19 protein-coding genes are annotated in these 16,726 nt (G+C 60.1%); 14 read left to right on the forward strand and 5 right to left on the reverse strand.

Annotation, left to right across the window (positions count from 1 at the left end):
* Positions 1–8 precede the first annotated feature (8 nt).
* The 3 genes from ACQ4WR_RS15740 to ACQ4WR_RS15750 are packed head-to-tail and all read left to right on the forward strand — an operon-like array spanning position 9 to position 2,753.
* Complete coding sequence (locus ACQ4WR_RS15740; protein WP_436488356.1) at positions 9–1,226, forward strand: ABC transporter permease subunit; 1,218 nt, start codon at positions 9–11, stop codon at positions 1,224–1,226.
* Between the two features lie 19 nt (positions 1,227–1,245).
* Positions 1,246–2,019 (forward strand): ABC transporter ATP-binding protein, encoded by a 774-nt coding sequence (locus tag ACQ4WR_RS15745; protein ID WP_436488358.1) that lies wholly within the window; start codon positions 1,246–1,248, stop codon positions 2,017–2,019.
* An 11-nt stretch (positions 2,020–2,030) separates the two neighbouring features.
* Positions 2,031–2,753 (forward strand): ABC transporter ATP-binding protein, encoded by a 723-nt coding sequence (locus ACQ4WR_RS15750; RefSeq protein ID WP_436488754.1) that lies wholly within the window; start codon positions 2,031–2,033, stop codon positions 2,751–2,753.
* Between the two features lie 142 nt (positions 2,754–2,895).
* On the opposite strand, the gene ACQ4WR_RS15755 is transcribed toward ACQ4WR_RS15750, so the two are convergent.
* The gene (locus ACQ4WR_RS15755) at positions 2,896–3,462 is read right to left on the reverse strand and encodes a phasin family protein (protein ID WP_046685995.1); all 567 of its coding nucleotides are present in this window, start codon (positions 3,460–3,462) and stop codon (positions 2,896–2,898) included.
* Positions 3,463–3,812: 350 nt separating this feature from the next.
* On the opposite strand from ACQ4WR_RS15755, the gene ACQ4WR_RS15760 reads away from it, so the two are divergent.
* The 3 genes from ACQ4WR_RS15760 to pbpG all read left to right on the forward strand — a co-directional run bounded on the left by ACQ4WR_RS15760 (position 3,813) and on the right by pbpG (position 6,742).
* Positions 3,813–4,730, forward strand: coding sequence for a DMT family transporter (locus tag ACQ4WR_RS15760; RefSeq protein ID WP_374755217.1), 918 nt, complete (start codon positions 3,813–3,815; stop codon positions 4,728–4,730).
* Between the two features lie 83 nt (positions 4,731–4,813).
* Positions 4,814–5,491: a nitroreductase gene (locus ACQ4WR_RS15765; RefSeq protein ID WP_436488361.1), complete on the forward strand. Its 678-nt coding sequence runs from the start codon at positions 4,814–4,816 to the stop codon at positions 5,489–5,491.
* A gap of 177 nt (positions 5,492–5,668) precedes the next feature.
* Positions 5,669–6,742, forward strand: a complete 1,074-nt coding sequence (pbpG, locus tag ACQ4WR_RS15770; protein WP_436488363.1) for a D-alanyl-D-alanine endopeptidase — start codon at positions 5,669–5,671, stop codon at positions 6,740–6,742.
* A gap of 163 nt (positions 6,743–6,905) precedes the next feature.
* Here the strand turns inward: pbpG and ACQ4WR_RS15775 are convergent, their stop codons facing one another.
* On the reverse strand, positions 6,906–7,685 hold the full coding sequence (locus tag ACQ4WR_RS15775; protein ID WP_102292644.1) for an IclR family transcriptional regulator: 780 nt from the start codon (positions 7,683–7,685) through the stop codon (positions 6,906–6,908).
* Between the two features lie 147 nt (positions 7,686–7,832).
* Between ACQ4WR_RS15775 and ACQ4WR_RS15780 the strand changes: the two genes are divergently transcribed.
* From ACQ4WR_RS15780 to ACQ4WR_RS15815, 8 genes are all read left to right on the forward strand, one after another.
* Entirely contained in the window at positions 7,833–8,216 is a 384-nt protein-coding gene (locus tag ACQ4WR_RS15780) for a diacylglycerol kinase (protein ID WP_102292643.1), read from the forward strand.
* 129 nt (positions 8,217–8,345) lie between these two features.
* Positions 8,346–9,350 carry a sulfate ABC transporter substrate-binding protein gene (locus tag ACQ4WR_RS15785; RefSeq protein ID WP_436488365.1) on the forward strand — a complete coding sequence of 335 codons (1,005 nt, stop codon included), beginning with the start codon at positions 8,346–8,348 and terminating at the stop codon, positions 9,348–9,350.
* 53 nt (positions 9,351–9,403) lie between these two features.
* The gene (locus tag ACQ4WR_RS15790) at positions 9,404–9,970 is read left to right on the forward strand and encodes an RBBP9/YdeN family alpha/beta hydrolase (protein ID WP_092795819.1); all 567 of its coding nucleotides are present in this window, start codon (positions 9,404–9,406) and stop codon (positions 9,968–9,970) included.
* Positions 9,971–10,154: 184 nt separating this feature from the next.
* The gene (locus ACQ4WR_RS15795) at positions 10,155–10,793 is read left to right on the forward strand and encodes a peroxiredoxin (RefSeq protein WP_034747512.1); all 639 of its coding nucleotides are present in this window, start codon (positions 10,155–10,157) and stop codon (positions 10,791–10,793) included.
* Positions 10,794–11,112: 319 nt separating this feature from the next.
* Positions 11,113–11,922 (forward strand): sulfate ABC transporter permease subunit CysT, encoded by an 810-nt coding sequence (cysT, locus tag ACQ4WR_RS15800; protein ID WP_102292641.1) that lies wholly within the window; start codon positions 11,113–11,115, stop codon positions 11,920–11,922.
* Entirely contained in the window at positions 11,919–12,845 is a 927-nt protein-coding gene (gene cysW, locus ACQ4WR_RS15805; protein WP_436488367.1) for a sulfate ABC transporter permease subunit CysW, read from the forward strand. Before cysT ends, cysW begins: the two co-directional genes overlap by 4 nt.
* 2 nt (positions 12,846–12,847) lie before the next feature.
* Positions 12,848–13,918, forward strand: coding sequence for a sulfate/molybdate ABC transporter ATP-binding protein (locus ACQ4WR_RS15810; RefSeq protein WP_035821525.1), 1,071 nt, complete (start codon positions 12,848–12,850; stop codon positions 13,916–13,918).
* Between the two features lie 15 nt (positions 13,919–13,933).
* Complete coding sequence (locus ACQ4WR_RS15815) at positions 13,934–14,866, forward strand: CysB family HTH-type transcriptional regulator (protein WP_102292639.1); 933 nt, start codon at positions 13,934–13,936, stop codon at positions 14,864–14,866.
* Here the strand turns inward: ACQ4WR_RS15815 and ACQ4WR_RS15820 are convergent.
* From ACQ4WR_RS15820 to ACQ4WR_RS15830, 3 genes are all read right to left on the reverse strand, one after another.
* Positions 14,863–15,216 (reverse strand): MmcQ/YjbR family DNA-binding protein, encoded by a 354-nt coding sequence (locus ACQ4WR_RS15820; protein WP_436488369.1) that lies wholly within the window; start codon positions 15,214–15,216, stop codon positions 14,863–14,865. The two genes, ACQ4WR_RS15815 and ACQ4WR_RS15820, sit on opposite strands and share 4 nt — an antisense overlap.
* The gene (locus tag ACQ4WR_RS15825; RefSeq protein WP_436488371.1) at positions 15,213–15,824 is read right to left on the reverse strand and encodes an immunity protein Imm33 domain-containing protein; all 612 of its coding nucleotides are present in this window, start codon (positions 15,822–15,824) and stop codon (positions 15,213–15,215) included. Before ACQ4WR_RS15825 ends, ACQ4WR_RS15820 begins: the two co-directional genes overlap by 4 nt.
* A gap of 75 nt (positions 15,825–15,899) precedes the next feature.
* Positions 15,900–16,478, reverse strand: a complete 579-nt coding sequence (locus ACQ4WR_RS15830) for a hemerythrin domain-containing protein (RefSeq protein ID WP_436488373.1) — start codon at positions 16,476–16,478, stop codon at positions 15,900–15,902.
* Between the last annotated feature and the right edge of the window lie 248 nt (positions 16,479–16,726).

Here is a 16,726-nt window from a genome sequence, read left to right on the forward strand (position 1 = left end):
GAATAATCATGGCACTACTCGATTTCGACGTCAAAAAGAATCCTGCCAAGGCGTACGCCGGCATGCTGGGCCTGGCTGCGCTGCTGCTGATCTTCCCGTTTTTTGCCGCCCAGTTCGGCAACTCGTGGGTGCGCATCATCGACATGGCCTTGCTGTACATCATGCTGGCCCTGGGCTTGAACATCGTCGTCGGCTTTGCCGGCCTGCTCGACCTGGGCTACATCGCCTTCTATGCCGTGGGCGCCTACCTGACGGCCTTGCTCGCTTCGCCGCAGTTCGCCATCCTGCTCGAATCGGTGGTGAACCAATATCCGGTACTGGGCGAGGCCCTGGTGCAACTGCTGGGGCCGGAAATCCGCGAAAACGGCATCCACCTGTCGATCTGGGCCATCGTGCCGCTGGCCGCCTGCGTTGCCGGCCTGTTTGGCGCACTGCTGGGCGCGCCCACCCTCAAGCTGCGCGGCGACTACCTGGCCATCGTGACCCTGGGCTTTGGCGAGATCATTCGCATTTTCATGAACAATTTGAACGATCCCATCAATTTCACGAATGGCGCGCAAGGCATCAATCTGATCGACCCCATCCGCATCGTCGGCGTCAACCTGGCAGGCGAGGCGGGCACCAACAGCACCGTCATGGTGGGCGGCTTTTCCATGCCGTCCGTGAATGCCTATTACTTTCTGTTTCTCTTCCTGTGCATCGCCGTCGTGTTCATCACCAAGCGCCTGCAGCATTCGCGCCTGGGGCGCGCCTGGGTCGCCATCCGCGAAGACGAGATCGCCGCGAAAGCCATGGGCATCAACACGCGCAATGTGAAACTGCTGGCCTTTTCCATGGGCGCCTCGTTTGGCGGCGTGGCCGGCGCCATGTTCGCCTCGTTCCAGGGCTTTGTCTCGCCGGAATCGTTTGCCCTGACGGAATCGATCGCCGTGCTGGCCATGGTGGTGCTGGGCGGCATCGGGCATATTCCCGGCGTGATCCTGGGCGGCGTGATCCTCGCCTCGATACCCGAGGTGCTGCGCCACGTCGTCGAGCCGACCCAGCAGGCGCTGTTCGGCCACGTGGTGATCGAGGCGGAAGTGCTGCGCCAACTGTTGTACGGCCTGGCGCTGGTCCTGATCATGCTGCATCGCCCAGCCGGCCTGTGGCCATCGCCGAAGCACGAGGACCGGCCGGATCATGATGTGGACCAGCCGAATAAATCAACTGGCGTCGTGTCCGCCTAGCCCAGGGACGAGGAGCACCATGAGCGAACAGATCATTCTCAATATCGCCGGCGTGAATAAGCGTTTCGGCGGCCTGCAGGCGCTGACCGACGTGGGCATTACCATCAAGCAAGGTCAGATCTACGGCTTGATCGGCCCGAACGGCGCCGGCAAGACCACTTTTTTTAACGTCATCACCGGCCTGTACCAGCCCGACACGGGTACTTTCGAGCTGGCCGGCAAGCCGTATTCGCCGTCGGCGCCGCACAAGGTGGCCAAGGCGGGCATCGCGCGCACTTTCCAGAACATCCGCCTGTTTGGCGACATGACGGCGCTGGAAAATGTCATGGTGGGACGCCATGTGCGTTCGCACCAGGGCGTGTTCGGCGCCATTTTCCGCCACAAGGCGGCGCGCGAGGAAGAGGCGTCCATCCGCCAGCGGGCCATGGAACTGCTCGACTTCGTCGGCATCGCCCAGTTCGCCAACCGCACGGCGCGCTTCCTGTCGTATGGCGACCAGCGGCGCCTGGAAATCGCCCGCGCGCTGGCCACCGATCCCACCCTGCTGGCCCTCGATGAACCGGCGGCCGGCATGAATGCGACGGAAAAGCTGGCCCTGCGCGAACTGCTGGTGAAAATCAAGGCCGAAGGCAAGACCGTGCTGTTGATCGAGCATGACGTGAAGCTGATGATGGGCCTGTGCGACCGCATCACGGTACTCGAATATGGCAAGCGCATCGCCGAAGGCTTGCCGGCCGAAATACAACAAAACCCGGCCGTCATCGAGGCTTACCTGGGGGGATCGCACGCATGAGCAACAATGGATTGAACCGGAATGTCTTGAAGATTGCGGGCCTGCACGTGGCCTATGGCGGCATCAAGGCCGTGAAAGGCATCGACCTGGAAGTCAATCAGGGCGAGTTGATCGCCCTGATCGGCGCGAACGGCGCTGGCAAGACGACGACCCTGAAAGCCATCACGGGCACCTTGCCAGCGTGCAAGGTCGAGGGCACGATCAGCTATATGGGCGAGTCGCTGAAGGGCACGAAATCGTTTCACCTGGTGGAAAAGAAACTGGCCATGGTGCCGGAAGGGCGGGGCGTGTTTACCCGCATGTCGATCCGCGAAAACCTGATGATGGGCGCCTACACGCGCACGGACAAGGTGGGCGTCGAGGACGATATCGCCAAGTGGTTCGACGTGTTTCCTCGTCTGAAGGAGCGGGCGGCGCAGATGGCCGGCACCCTGTCGGGCGGGGAACAGCAGATGCTGGCCATGGCGCGCGCGCTGATGTGCCACCCGCAGTTGCTGCTGCTCGACGAGCCGTCGATGGGCCTGTCGCCCATCATGGTCGAGAAAATCTTTGAAGTGATTCGCAAGGTGTCGTCCGAAGGCATCACGATTCTGCTGGTCGAACAGAATGCCCGCCTGGCCCTGCAGGCGGCGCACCGCGGTTACGTGATGGATTCCGGCCTGGTGACCATGAGCGGCAACGCGGCCGCCATGCTCGACGACCCGCGCGTCAAGGCGGCCTATCTGGGAGAGTAAGCGGCGAGACGCAGTGGAAAAAGTCAGCAGGCATAAAAAATGCCCCGGCTAGGCCGGGGCATAATGGCATCCGTGGGGGAGTAGCGGGATGGATGCCTGGAGGAGCTGGTGAGACGGGAGCGCCGTGGCGCTCCTTTGACAATTACTTGGCGGCAGCGCGTGGCACGACTTTTTCAGCCGCTTGCGTGAACTGGTTCACGGCCGATGCCAGGTTCGCTTCGATGGCTTCGACGGCTTGCTTGCTGGTTTTCGAGAATTGCTCGTAGCCTGCATTGGCGTTGCCGATGGCACTTTTCAGGATGGCAACTGCGTTTTCCGAGCCGGCTGGCGCGTTCTTGGTGACTTCTTCCACCAGCGAAATCACTTTACGGTTGGTTTCAGCGATTTGCGATTCTGCCGCTTTGCTGAATTCAGCTTGCGTGCCGGACGTGATGGCAGCCAGGTGACGGCCGTAAGCGATGGCTTTCTCGGCGCTAGGCTGGGCTTGCGCTGCGCTCAGCGAGAAAAATTCTTGTGGATCTTTTGCCGACAGCAATTGCTTGGCGGCGGCGGTCGATTCTTCCAGGGTTGCCTTGGCGGCGGTCAGGTTCAGTTCGACGATCTTCTCGATGCCTTCGAAGGCCTTGCCCGTCAGCGACGAGAACAGGGCGAATTGGGCTTCCAGGTTGGCTTTGGTAGCGGACGAAAACTGCTCAGGAATTGAAAACATATAAATCTCCAAAAATATCGAATCTGGTTAATTTGATGCTGCGTGTACCGTTTGGGGAAGCAGGTGAATCTAAATTTTTCAAGCTGAACAAGAATTGTGCAACGCAACAAACCCTATTCTACGGTGAAAAAAAGCGAAGTCAAGCGAATCTTGTGCGATGCAACAATTGAATAGATTTGCATCAAAAGCCGTTGTTTCTAAACAGAAATATTTGATTTCTGACTGCTAATGGTTTAATCCTAAACTTTCATTTCCCCGCCTTTCGGGACGGGTGCGGCGCAGCATGCTAGACTTTGGCTCCCGTACCGGCGCAGTGCCCCGGTGTGTATCCTGTTTCCCGAGCCGATACCATGTCCAATCTTCCCGCCGCGGCTGACGCCAGCGGCAAATCCTCATTGCTTGCCACCCTGACACCGATGGCCTTGCCTGCTTTCTTTGTGTTGTTGTGGAGCACAGGTTTTATCGTGGCCAAGTTTGGCCTGCCGTACGCGCCGCCGCTGACCTTCCTGCTGCTGCGCTTCCTGGGCGTGCTGGTGATCCTGCTGCCGCTGGTGCTGATCCTGCGCGCACCCTGGCCCGTGGGCCAGTTCCGCCAGATCGCCGTGGCCGGCATATTGATGCAGGCGGGCTACCTGGCCGGCGTCTGGTGCGCCATCAAGCTGGGCATGCCGGCCGGCCTGTCCGCCCTGATCGTCGGCATGCAACCCGTGCTGACAGCCTGTGCCGCGCCGCTGATCGGCGAATCCGTGCGTCCGCGCCAGTGGCTGGGCCTGTTCTTCGGCCTGCTGGGCGTGGCCCTGGTCGTGTATGCGAAGATCAACCTGGTGGGCTTGACGGTGGAAAGCGTACTGCTGTGCGTGTTTGCATTGCTGTCGATGACGGCCGGCACCATGTATCAAAAACGCCATTGCCCGCAGTTTGACTTACGCACCGGCACGGTGGTGCAGTTTGCCGCTTCCATCGTCGTGGTCTTGCCATTTGCCCTGTATTACGAAGGGCTGGACATGCACTTTAGCAATGTGCAGTGGACAGGCAATTTCATCGGAGCCTTGCTGTGGTCGGTACTCGTGCTGTCCATCGGCGCCATCTTCCTGCTGTTTGCCCTGATCCGCCGCAGCGATGCGACGAAAGTGACGGGCTTGCTGTACCTGACCCCGCCGACGACGGCCGTGATGGCCTGGCTGATGTTTGGCGAAGCGTTTAATATGCTGGGCATTGCCGGCATGCTGGTGGCCGTCGTCGGCGTGGTATTTGTGGTCAAGAAATAAGAACGCGCAGAGAACAGCAGGAGAGCAGGGCAGTGAACAAACACGTATCTGGAGTACCCGAAGAATATACACAGCAGCAGGCCGTGGACGCTGCCATCGTGTCGCGCCGCTCGATCCGCGCCTTTTTGCCCACGCCGGTGGCGCCGGAAGACATCGCGCGCATCCTGGAAGTGGCGGCGCGCGCGCCGTCCGGCGCCAACATGCAGCCGTGGAAAGTGTACGTGCTGACGGGCGAAGCGCGCCAGCGCTTGTCGCGCCGCATCCTTGATGCTTATCAAGCACCAAAGGCGCCCGACGCACCGGCCCGCACGGCATCGTATACTTATTACCCGCGCCAGTGGACGGCGCCATTCATCGAGCGCCGGCGCAAGATCGGCCTGGATCTGTATCAGTTGCTGGGCCTGGAGCGGGGCGACACGGCCGGCATGGCAGCCCAGCACGGGCGCAATTTCCAGTTTTTTGATGCCCCTGTCGGTCTGATCTTTACCATCGAGCGGGTGCTGGAGCAGGGTTCCTGGCTCGACTATGGCATGTTCTTGCAAAACATCATGCTGGCGGCGCGCGCGCGTGGACTCGACACCTGTCCGCAAGCCGCGTTCATCCATTACCATGACATCATCCGCGACGAGCTGGGCGTTCCCGCCAGTGAAATGGTGGTGTGCGGCATGGCGCTTGGCCATGCCGATCCGGACAAGGTCGAGAACCGCTTGAGCACGCAACGCGAGCCGCTCGATGGCTTTGTTAAATTCATGGACAAATAAACACTGCCATCGATTGGCACAGGCAAACAGGCCATTAAGGATGAGCTTGTTTGCTGATCACCAACGATTTGTATTCCATTACTGCAATAAATACTGTCTTAACTGTTAAATAGGCTTGCGATTACTCTGCATTTCGCTACACTGCAATAAGGCAACAGCTTCACGGGGAATTATCGAATGGCTAAGTTTAAACTTGCGCTGGGTGTCCTGGCTTCCCTGTTGTTTGCACTGGCGCCGGCTGCGGCCGTGCACGCCAAGGAAGCGAACGGCAAATCCTCAGCCGCCAAGAAACAAAATACCAAGAAAATCAAAGTCGTGCTGCGCAAGGGCGCGACGGCCGCGCCGCGCGAAAAAACCGTGCGCCGGGTCGTCACGGTGCGCGGCAAGCGCAAGGTCGTCTATCAAAAAGTCACCAGTGTCGCCGTGCCCATGGCCGCGCCGATGCCCACCATGGGCGACCTGGCTGGCCTGAACCTGACGCGCGATCCGCTCGACCTCAAATCAAGCGTGGCGCTGGTGCTCGACCAGAACAACGCTGAAGTACTGTTTGAAAAGAATTCCAATGTGGCCTTGCCCATCGCCTCCATCACCAAAATGATGACGGGCCTGGTGGTGGTCGAAGCGCGCCAGGACATGGAAGAGCTGCTGACGGTCACGGACGAGGATGTCGACCGCGCCAAGTTCAGCAGCTCGCGCCTGAAAGTGGGCTCGCAGCTGACGCGCGGCAATATGCTGCACATCGCCCTGATGAGTTCGGAAAACCGCGCCGCCTCGGCCCTGGGGCGCAACTATCCGGGCGGCTTGCCCGCCTTTGTCGACGCCATGAACAGCAAGGCGCGCCAGCTGGGCATGATGGATACGCATTACGTCGATTCCAGCGGCTTGTCGAAAATGAACGTGGCCAGCGCGCGCGACCTGGGCAAGCTGGCCATGGCCGCGCTCCAGCATCCGCTGCTGCGCCAGTACTCGACGGACCCGAAAGCCATTGTCGAAGCCAGCGGCCAGCCCATGCAGTTTGGCAATACGAATCACCTGGTGGCCAATCCGGGCTGGGACATCGGCTTGCAGAAAACCGGCTTCATCAACGAGGCGGGACGTTGCCTGCTGATGCAGACGGTGATCGAAGGGCGTGCCGTGATCATGGTCTTCCTCGATTCCAAGGGAAAACAATCACGGACGGCCGATGCGGGCCGCATGCGCAAGTGGCTGGAAGCGCTGAAGCCTGCCAACATGAGTTTGCCTGGCGGTTAATGCAGAAGGCTGTCATTACGACGCCTGACAAAACCGTCGCGAGCGGTAGTGATTTGTGGCCAAGAAGCGCCACCGTACTCCAGTTCTAGCTCAGTTCTAGCTCTAGTACGGTGAGCATCGCAGGCCGCAAAGCGCGCCGTGCAGCAGGTTTGGTCAGGCGTTCTCAGTCTTGGGGGATAAAACCCAAAGTAAGCGAAATCTGGTTCGCCGTTTCCACCAGGTCGACCAGCCACTCATCCTGCAAACGGTCGGCGGGCGCCGAAATCGACAATCCCGCGATCAGCTTGCCGGAGTCGTCGCGGATGCCGGCAGCCATGCAGCGCACGCCCAGTTCCAGTTCCTCATTGTCGCGCGCATAGCCGCGCTCGCGCACCAGGCTCAGTTCGCGTTCGAGCTTTTGCAGATCCGTGATGGAATTCTTGTTATGCCCGGCCAAGCCCGTGCGCGTGGCATAGGCGCGGATGGCTTTCGGCTCATCGACGGAGAGGAAGAGTTTGCCTGTCGAGGTCAGGTGCAGCGGACCGCGTCCGCCGATGGCGCGCACCACCTGCATGCCCGAGCGCTCGGAAAAGGCGCGGTCGATGTAGACGATCTCGTCGCCCTGGCGCACGGACAGGTTGATGGTTTGCTGGGTTTTCTTGTGCAGCTGGCGCATGAAGTCCAGCGCCGCTTCGCGCACGCTGAGGCGGCTTTTCACCACATTGCCCAGTTCCAGCAGGCGCATGCCCAGGCGATACGTGCCCGGTTCGATGCGGTCGACAAAGCGCGTCAGCACCATATCGTTGAGAATGCGGTGCGCCGTCGAAGGATGCAGGCCGGACACTTTCGACAATTCCTTCAGGCTGACCGGGTCGGAATATTTGGCCAGGGCATCGAGCAGGGCGACCATGCGCTCGATCACCTGGATCGTTGTCTTCGGGGCAGCGACCGGTTCAATTTTCATGATGGATTTGGTGCAATGCAGTATTCATCCTTCTTTATACCATGATGTGAAAAAATAGTGAAATGTTCCGAGATATTCAGCGAAAAAATTGTCACAATCCCTATGCCGGCCATCATAATGTGGCCATGTGTGTCACTTTGGAAAACCATGCAACCTGTAAATGAATTCAAGAGCAAGAGTGGCCTGAAACGCATTGTCTCCGCCTTTTTCTATTCGCTTGACGGCTTGAAGGCCGCCTGGCGCCAAGAACACGCGTTTCGCCAGGAACTGGGCCTGTTCGTCGTCGGTACGGTGATTGCCTTGCTGCTGCGTATCTCTGCCTTTGAAAAACTGGTGCTGATCGGCGTGCTGCTGCTGGTATTGATCGTCGAACTGATCAACTCCGCGCTGGAAGCCGTGGTCGACCGCATCTCGCTGGAGCGCCATCCGCTGTCGAAGAATGCCAAGGATTTCGGCAGCGCGGCCGTGCTGCTGACCTGTATTCTGGCCTTTGCCACCTGGGCGGTGGTGTTGTTCAACCGTTTCTATTAACCGTTCAATTCCCGCAGCGCGCTGTCCATATGCGAAAAACGCATATCAAACGGTGAAACGCTTCGTTCTCTTTATGGTCGTCGGGCCGTAATCTGGTGGCTCTGAAAGTTCAACCACCGGGGATCTTAGATGCTGTCGAAAAAAATCATCATTGCCGCCGCCATCAGCGCGTTTGCCGTCCTGCAAACGGCGCAAGCTGCCGATATCACCCTGCTCAACGTGTCGTATGACCCGACGCGCGAGCTGTACCAGGATGTGAATACGGCGTTTGCCAAGGAATGGAAAGGCAAGACGGGCGACAATGTCAAGATCAAGCAGTCGCACGGTGGTTCCGGCAAGCAGGCGCGTGCCGTCATCGACGGCCTGGAAGCGGATGTGGTGACCCTGGCCCTGGCCTATGACATCGACGCGCTGGCCGAGCACAAGCTGCTGGCCGGCGACTGGCAAAAGCGCTTGGCGCACAACAGCTCGCCGTACACCTCGACCATCGTGTTCCTGGTGCGCAAGGGCAACCCGAAAGGCATCAAGGATTGGAACGACCTGATCAAGCCGGGCGTGTCCGTCATCACGCCGAACCCGAAAACCTCGGGCGGCGCCCGCTGGAACCACCTGGCAGCCTGGGGCTACGCCTTGCGCCAGCCGGGCGGCAACGAAGCCAAGGCCAAGGACTTCCTCGGCAAACTGTATAAAAACGTGCCCGTGCTCGATTCCGGCGCGCGCGGCGCCACCACGACTTTTGTCGAACGCGGCATCGGCGACGTGCTGATCGCCTGGGAAAACGAGGCGTATCTTGCAGTCAAGGAACTGGGCCCGACCAAGTTCGACATCATCACCCCGTCCGTCAGCATCCTGGCCGAGCCGCCGGTCGCCGTGGTCGACAAGTTTGCCGACAAGCACGGTACGCGCAAGGTGGCCGAGGCTTACCTGAACTACCTGTACACGGACGAAGCGCAAGACATCATCGCCAAGAACTATTACCGTCCTGCCACGGACAAGGCGGCGAAGAAATACGCGTCGCAGTTTGCCAAGGTCAACCTGTTCACCATCGACCAGGTCGCCGGCGGCTGGACGACCGCACAAAAGGCGCACTTTGCCGACGGCGGCATCTTCGACCAGATCTACCAACCTAAGTAATACCGGATGGCAATCGGCAACGATTGCCACACCGTGACTGAAAGGCAATCATCATGGCGCTGCGCAGCTTTTCCGATTACCGGGTACTGATCGTGCCGGGCTTGCATAACAGCGGTCCCGAACATTGGCAGAGCCGCTGGCAGCGCCTGTATCCGCAATTCGAGCGGGTCGAGCAGGATGACTGGTCCACGCCCGACCTGGCCACCTGGTCGGCGCGCCTGGATCGGGTGCGGCGGCAGGATGCGCGCCCGACCCTGATCGTTGCCCACAGCTTCGGCTGCCTGACGACGGCGCACAGCCTGGCGCGCGATCCGCACGGGGTAGCCGGGGTGCTGCTGGTGGGGCCGGCCGATCCGGACAAGTTTGGCGTGGCGAAAGCCTTGCCGCAAAAGCGCCTGCCTTGCCCCGGCATCCTGATCGCCAGCCAGACAGATCCCTGGATGACGGCCGAGCATGCCACGCAATGGGCGCGCCGCTGGAATTGCAAGTACATCGATGGTGGCGAGCTGGGCCACATTAACGCGGAGTCGAACTTGGGCGACTGGATCTATGGCCAGGCACAATTACAGACGCTGTTTGATCTGGCGCAAGGAGAGCGCCGCCACCGCCAGGCCGCTTGAGTATCTGTCCTAAGCTACTGCGGCTATTGCGGCTGCTGCGCCTGGCGATTTGCGGCCTGCAATGCTCACCGTGCTGAGCACGGTTGCGCTTCCTGGTCACTACTCGCTGCCGCTCGCTACGCTTCTGTCAGATACGCATTACTATATTATTATTGAACGCCTACCACTCATTGAGGAGATCACGATGACTTTACGCCTGGGCGATGTCGCCCCTGATTTTGAACAAGACAGCTCCATCGGCCCGCTCAAGTTCCACGAATGGGCTGGCAATTCCTGGGTGGTGCTGTTCTCCCACCCGGCCGACTTCACGCCCGTGTGCACGACGGAACTGGGCCTGACCGCCAAGCTCAAGCCGGAATTCGACAAGCGCAACGTGAAGGCCATCGCCCTCTCCGTCGACGCGGCCGAATCGCACAAGAGCTGGATCAAGGATATCGAAGAAACGCAAAACACCGTGGTGGGTTTCCCCATCATCGCCGACGTCGACAAGAAAGTGTCGGTGCTGTACGACATGATCCACCCGGAACAGTCCGTCACGGCAACCGTGCGTTCCGTCTTCATCATCGACCCGAACAAGAAAGTGCGCCTGATCCTCACGTATCCGCTGAGCACCGGCCGCAACTTCAATGAAATCCTGCGCGTCATCGATGCCCTGCAATTGACGGACGGCTACACGGTGGCCACGCCAGGCAACTGGAAAGACGGCGACGACGTCATCATTCCATTGACCGTGCAAGACCCGGACGTGATCAAGCAGAAATATCCGAAGGGCTTTACGGCAGCGAAACCATATTTGCGCCTGACGCCGCAGCCGAACAAGTAAGAGCACCGAAAAAACGTCCATGGCGTCGTTGCATTGCCTCGCCGTACATTCGTACTGTCTTCGGCAACGCGCCTAGCCCTGAACGTTTTATTCGGCACTCTTGTTCCTACAAAAACGCACCTCGCCGGTGCGTTTTTTTTCGTCCAGCGTTTCCATTACTAAGTATGCAAAATCCATCTAAGCAAATGAGAAATGGTTAGTTCTTTTTATAACGATTGCATGTGAATATTGCGGCCTATAACTCAAAAATGTAATAAGAAGGAGTGTCCGTATGTCTGCAGTAGCACCGGTCAAGGCGCGCGGAGCGCCGTTTCGGGTCATGCCAGGGTTTAAGCTGTCACTGGGCTTCACGCTCTTTTACCTGGCCTTGATCGTCCTCATCCCGCTGTCGTCGGTGTTCCTGAAAACCTTCACCATGACATGGGACGCCTTCTTCAGCGCCGTTACGTCCGACCGCGTGATGGCGTCGTACCGTTTGACGTTCGGCGCCTCGTTGATCGCCGCCCTGTTGAATGTGGTGTTTGGCGGCATCCTGGCCTGGGTGCTGGTGCGCTACAAGTTCCCTGGCAAGCGCATCATCGACGCGTTGGTCGACTTGCCGTTCGCCTTGCCCACAGCCGTGGCCGGTATCACCCTGACGGCGCTGTACTCCTCGAATGGCTGGTTCGGCCAGTTCATCGAAGGCGTGCTGGGCATCAAGGTGGCGTTCACGCCGCTGGGCGTGGTGGTGGCGCTGACCTTCATTGGCTTGCCCTTCGTCGTGCGCACCGTGCAACCGGTGTTGGAAGACGCGGAAAAGGAACTGGAAGAAGCCGCTGCCAGCCTGGGCGCCAACTCCCTGCAGACGTTTATCCGCGTCATCTTTCCCACCATCCTGCCATCGTTGCTGACGGGCTTTGCGCTGGCTTTTGCGCGCGCCACGGGCGAGTACGGCTCCGTGATTTTTATCGCCGGCAACATGCCGATGGTGTCGGAAATCACGCCGTTGTTCATTATTACCAAGCTGGAGCAATACGATTACGCGGGCGCCACGGCCATCGCCGTGGTGATGCTGGTGGTCTCCTTTTTGCTGCTGTTGACGATTAACCTGCTGCAAGCGTGGACGCGTGGAAAGGCCAAGAAAACATGAGTACGAATATCACTGCCGTCGCCGGCGCGGACAATGCCCTGCCCAAAACGCGCCGCATCGAACCGAATATCGGCCCCGTCGTGCTGGAGCCATTGTGGGTGCGCACGGTCCTGATCACCATCGCCCTGCTGTTCCTGACGACCTTCCTCATCGTGCCCCTGGTGGCCGTGTTTGCCGAAGCGTTCAAGAAGGGCTGGGAAGCGTATATCGCCGCCATCATCGATCCGGACGCGATTTCCGCCATTAAATTGACCCTGATCACGGCCGCCATCGCCGTGCCGCTGAACCTGGTATTCGGCGTGGCCGCTTCCTGGTGCATCGCCAAGTTCGAGTTTCGTGGCAAGAGCATCCTGCTGACCCTGATCGACTTGCCGTTTTCCGTCTCGCCCGTGATTTCCGGCCTGATCTATGTGCTGATGTTTGGTGCCCAGGGCTGGTTCGGCCCGTGGCTGCAGGCGCACGATATCAAGATTTTGTTTGCCGTGCCCGGCATCGTGCTGGCCACCATCTTCATCACCTTCCCGTTTGTGGCGCGTGAACTGATCCCGCTGATGCAGTCGCAGGGCAGCGAAGAGGAAGAGGCCGCCATCGTGCTGGGTGCATCGGGCTGGAACACGTTCCGCAGGGTCACTTTGCCGAACATCAAGTGGGGTCTGCTGTATGGCGTGATCCTGTGTAACGCCCGCGCCATGGGCGAGTTCGGTGCCGTGTCCGTGGTGTCCGGCCATATCCGTGGCGAAACCAACACCATGCCGCTGCAAGTGGAGATTCTGTACAACGAGTACAACTTCGCCGCCGCGTTTGCCGTCGCCTCCCTGCTGGCCTTGCTGGCCCTGGTGACCCTGGCCCTGAAAGCTTTCATTGAGTGGCGTTTGAACGAGAGCGACGCCGACGATTCCGCCTTACGTTCTACGGAGCACTGATCATGACCATCGCAGTTAAAAACATCAATAAACGTTTCGGCGATTTCGTCGCTCTCGACAATATCTCGCTGGACTTTCCCGCCGGCGAACTGACGGCCCTGCTGGGCCCTTCGGGTTGCGGCAAGACCACCTTGCTGCGCATCATTGCCGGCCTGGAACATCCGGACAGCGGGCAAGTGCTGCTGGACGCGGAAGATGCGTCAAACCGCCACGTGCGCGAGCGGCAAGTCGGTTTCGTGTTCCAGCACTATGCGCTGTTCAAGCACATGACCGTGTTTGAAAACGTGGCCTTCGGCTTGCGCGTGAAGTCGCGCAGCGAGCGTCCTTCGGAAGACCAGATCCGCCGCAAAGTGAAAGATTTGCTGGAACTGGTGCAGCTGGACTGGCTGGCCGACCGCTATCCGCCACAATTGTCGGGCGGCCAACGCCAGCGCATCGCCCTGGCGCGCGCCCTGGCTGTCGAGCCGCGCGTGCTGCTGCTTGACGAGCCGTTCGGCGCACTCGACGCCAAGGTGCGCAAGGAATTGCGCCGCTGGCTGCGCCGCCTGCATGACGACTTGCACGTGACCAGCATTTTCGTCACGCATGACCAGGAAGAAGCGCTGGAAGTGGCCGATCAGGTGGTGCTGATGAACAAGGGCACCGTCGAGCAACTGGGTTCGCCAGAACAAGTCTACAACCACCCGGCCTCGCCGTTTGTGTATGGTTTCCTGGGCAACGTCAACCTGTTCCACGGCCGCGTGCATGACGGCGTGATGGCCACCGGCGACGCCAGTTTCGAGGTGCCCGATTATGCGGGCGTGAGCGACAGCAAGGGCACGGCCTATGTGCGTCCGCACGACCTGGAAATCGACCGCTATACGCAGGGCGCGGAAGGCATCGTCGTGAAACTGAGCCGCGCGCACGCGATCGGCCCGCTGGCCCAGCTGGACTTGCAGCGCGTCGATAACAGCGAACTGATCGAAGCGGTGATGTCGAATGAGCGTTTTACCCATTTGCAGCTCAAGGAAGGCGAGACCCTGGTGGTCCGCCCGAAACGCCTGCACGTGTTCGTCGAACCAACAAGAACCTAAAAGGCTGGAACCACCATGAATTTTCAACAACTGCGTTCCATCCGCGAAGCGGCCCGCCGCGGCTATAACCTGACGGAAGTGGCCAACGCGCTGTTCACGTCGCAGCCGGGCGTGAGCCGGCAAATCCGCGAACTCGAGGATGAGCTGGGCGTGGTCATTTTCGAGCGCAACGGCAAGCGCTTGACGGGCTTGACGGAGCCGGGCAAGGGCATTTTGAAAATCGTCGACCGCCTCTTGATCGAGGCGGAAAACCTGCAGCAGGCCAGCCTCGAATACAGCGGCCAGACCAGCGGCACCTTGTCGGTGGCGGCCACGCACACGCAGGCGCGCTATGCGCTGCCGAAAGTGGTGCAAAGCTTCCGCGCAGCATTCCCTGACGTGCGCATCGCGCTGCAGCAGAGCGCGCCCGAGCATATCGCGGAATGGGTGCTGTCCGGCAAGACCGACATCGGCATCGCCACGGAAGGCCTGAGCCAGTTCCCCGACCTGGTGTCGTTCCCGTGCTACCGCTGGAGCCATCTGATCGTCGTGCCGGACGGCCATCCGCTGCTCGAACACTCGCCGATCCGCCTGGAAGACCTGGCCAAGTACCCCCTGATTACCTACGACAAGGGTTTTACGGGGCGCGGACATATCGACGACGCGTTTGCCAAGGCGGGCGTGGCCACCGACATCATCCTGACGGCCATGGATTCCGACGTCATCAAGCAATACGTGGCGCTGGGCCTGGGCGTGGGTATCGTTGCTTCGATGGCATTCGACCACGGCCGCGACAAGGGCTTGCGGGCCGTGGAAGCGTCGCACCTGTTCGCCACCAACACGACACGCCTGGCCGTGCGCCGTGGCGCCTACCTGCGTTCGTATGCCTACGAATTCATTTTGCAGCTGGCGCCGGACCTGACGCGCGAAGATATCGACCGCGCCATGGCGGGCGAGGAAGCCCTCTAGGGCATGGCCGCCCGCTGCGCCCGCGTCAGGCTGGCCACGGCGCGCGTGTACGAATCGTGCACCAGCTCGGCCAGGTAGTCGGCGGGGAACCGCGCCACGTCGACGATGGTTACCCAGTGAAAACGGCCCATGTAGCGGGCCGGTTTCACGCCGGGCATGTCCGTCAGCTCGATAAAACGTTCGGCGCTGGCGCGCAGGCTGAAGCGCCACTGTTCAGGCGTGCTGGTCTTGAAGTAGGCAAACTTCTTGCCGCTCACTTCGTACACGAGGATGTTCGACGGCGGGCCGTACAGGACGGCCTGCGCGCCGGGCAGGGCCGCGCATAGTTCCTTCAATGCGGCGACCTTCATTCTTCGACCGCCACGAACTGCTGCGTGTTATGGTCAAAAGCAAACGCCCCACCGGCGGGTGCATCCAGCAGCCTGATAAAGCGGTCATCGACGCTGAGCACGGCGCCCAGCGACACCAGGGCCACGTTGGCGCTGTCGTTCATGTAGGCGTCGCTTTCGTCATTGGCCGTGAAGCGCCAGCCGCTGTCGCTGTCGTTGTCCGCTACCTCGCGGTACAGATAGCCGACAGGCGCGCCGTCTTCCAGCACTTTTTTTGTCACGAAGCACAGGCCCGCATAGCGGTTGACGAGGTTGTCGTCATCGTCGTGCTGCGTATTGATGATGTGGCAGGCCGCGAAGGTGATGGTGTCCTTGGCGTGCAGATCGGCGATGTAGCGGGGCATGTTGTCGAGCTTGCCAGTGAAGCGGCCATGCGCTTCCACGGTATCGACCAGCACCCACATGCGCTCGGCGCCCGGTGCTTGCGGGTCGTCGCTGTGGAAGGCGAAGATCAACTTGACCACCTCGCCGGGGCGCACCTGGGCGATGGCGTCGGGTGGGGATTTGTAAAAAGTGTAGGGGTGGCGCGCCGCCAGTTCGGCAGCGTCGGCCAGGTGCCAGCTGGGCATGGTGATCCGTCATCGGAGTGGAAGAACTCCCATGGTAGCTGATTGCCCGCCTGCCTGGCCACAGCGCTGCGATGTTCAGGCCGCCTTGCGGGTGAACAGTCTGGCAGCCAGCAGCACGCCGGCCGCACCCATGATCCAGGCCGTGGTACTGCTGGAAAAGCCGAGCAGCGTATTGGTGGCGATCTTGCCTGCCTGCGGCTTGATCAGCGCCATGCGGCGTTTCGTCATCTGCACGCCCAACTCGCTCAAGCGCTTTGTCGTCAGCCGCGCCTCCGCTTCCGGCAGCAGCACGGTTTCTTCATCGGCCACATGGTGCAGCACATCGCGCATCAGTTCCAGCAGCAGGGCGTCATGCTGGGAGGCGGCGGCATCCGTTGCGCGCAACTGCGCGATCAGGCGGCGCATTTGCTGGTGCTCCGGCACGCTTTTCTGCATGACCGCGGCATCGCCAACGAGTTGGCGCATTTCGGGGTAAAAGATTTCTTCTTCCAGGCTCGCGTGGATTTCCAGCGCGCTGCAGATGGTTTCAGCCAGGGCCTTTTTGACGGCGTGCTTTTTGTTGATGGTGTATTGGTGAAAGGCCAGCAGCACATGGCTATGGTCGAAGCGGATCATGTCGGTGATGGAGGGGCTCAACTTGTTCAAAGTCTGCATGGCGTGCTCCGTGATGGATGTCGGCAGGAGCAAGCATGATAGGACGCGGCCAGGCGCCGTTCGGCAGCAAACATGGCGATTGTCTGCGCTGGCGCAATATGGCGCGCGATAATATCGGATGGGCTTGTTTGAATAGCGCATGCGCGAGTGCGCATTAACAACACTTCACTCCAGCCCGCCCAATTCGCGCTCCAGTTGCACGCAGCATGACACTGCGCAAAGCAGACTCATACAATCAATGCATGAGA

Source organism: Janthinobacterium amylolyticum, from assembly GCF_051380655.1.
Lineage (GTDB): Bacteria > Pseudomonadota > Gammaproteobacteria > Burkholderiales > Burkholderiaceae_D > Janthinobacterium.

Bases quoted from the DNA above. Each gene is read 5' to 3' on its own strand.
- ACQ4WR_RS15755 (WP_046685995.1), bottom strand. From the start codon at position 3,462: ATGTTTTCAATTCCTGAGCAGTTTTCGTCCGCTACCAAAGCCAACCTG.
- pbpG (WP_436488363.1), top strand. From the start codon at position 5,669: ATGGCTAAGTTTAAACTTGCGCTGGGTGTCCTGGCTTCCCTGTTGTTT.
- cysT (WP_102292641.1), top strand. From the start codon at position 11,113: ATGCCAGGGTTTAAGCTGTCACTGGGCTTCACGCTCTTTTACCTGGCC.
- ACQ4WR_RS15830 (WP_436488373.1), bottom strand. From the start codon at position 16,478: ATGCAGACTTTGAACAAGTTGAGCCCCTCCATCACCGACATGATCCGC.
- ACQ4WR_RS15740 (WP_436488356.1), top strand. From the start codon at position 9: ATGGCACTACTCGATTTCGACGTCAAAAAGAATCCTGCCAAGGCGTAC.
- ACQ4WR_RS15760 (WP_374755217.1), top strand. From the start codon at position 3,813: ATGTCCAATCTTCCCGCCGCGGCTGACGCCAGCGGCAAATCCTCATTG.
- ACQ4WR_RS15820 (WP_436488369.1), bottom strand. From the start codon at position 15,216: ATGAAGGTCGCCGCATTGAAGGAACTATGCGCGGCCCTGCCCGGCGCG.
- ACQ4WR_RS15795 (WP_034747512.1), top strand. From the start codon at position 10,155: ATGACTTTACGCCTGGGCGATGTCGCCCCTGATTTTGAACAAGACAGC.
- ACQ4WR_RS15745 (WP_436488358.1), top strand. From the start codon at position 1,246: ATGAGCGAACAGATCATTCTCAATATCGCCGGCGTGAATAAGCGTTTC.
- ACQ4WR_RS15785 (WP_436488365.1), top strand. From the start codon at position 8,346: ATGCTGTCGAAAAAAATCATCATTGCCGCCGCCATCAGCGCGTTTGCC.
- ACQ4WR_RS15825 (WP_436488371.1), bottom strand. From the start codon at position 15,824: ATGCCCAGCTGGCACCTGGCCGACGCTGCCGAACTGGCGGCGCGCCAC.
- ACQ4WR_RS15780 (WP_102292643.1), top strand. From the start codon at position 7,833: ATGCAACCTGTAAATGAATTCAAGAGCAAGAGTGGCCTGAAACGCATT.
- ACQ4WR_RS15775 (WP_102292644.1), bottom strand. From the start codon at position 7,685: ATGAAAATTGAACCGGTCGCTGCCCCGAAGACAACGATCCAGGTGATC.
- ACQ4WR_RS15810 (WP_035821525.1), top strand. From the start codon at position 12,848: ATGACCATCGCAGTTAAAAACATCAATAAACGTTTCGGCGATTTCGTC.
- ACQ4WR_RS15815 (WP_102292639.1), top strand. From the start codon at position 13,934: ATGAATTTTCAACAACTGCGTTCCATCCGCGAAGCGGCCCGCCGCGGC.
- cysW (WP_436488367.1), top strand. From the start codon at position 11,919: ATGAGTACGAATATCACTGCCGTCGCCGGCGCGGACAATGCCCTGCCC.
- ACQ4WR_RS15790 (WP_092795819.1), top strand. From the start codon at position 9,404: ATGGCGCTGCGCAGCTTTTCCGATTACCGGGTACTGATCGTGCCGGGC.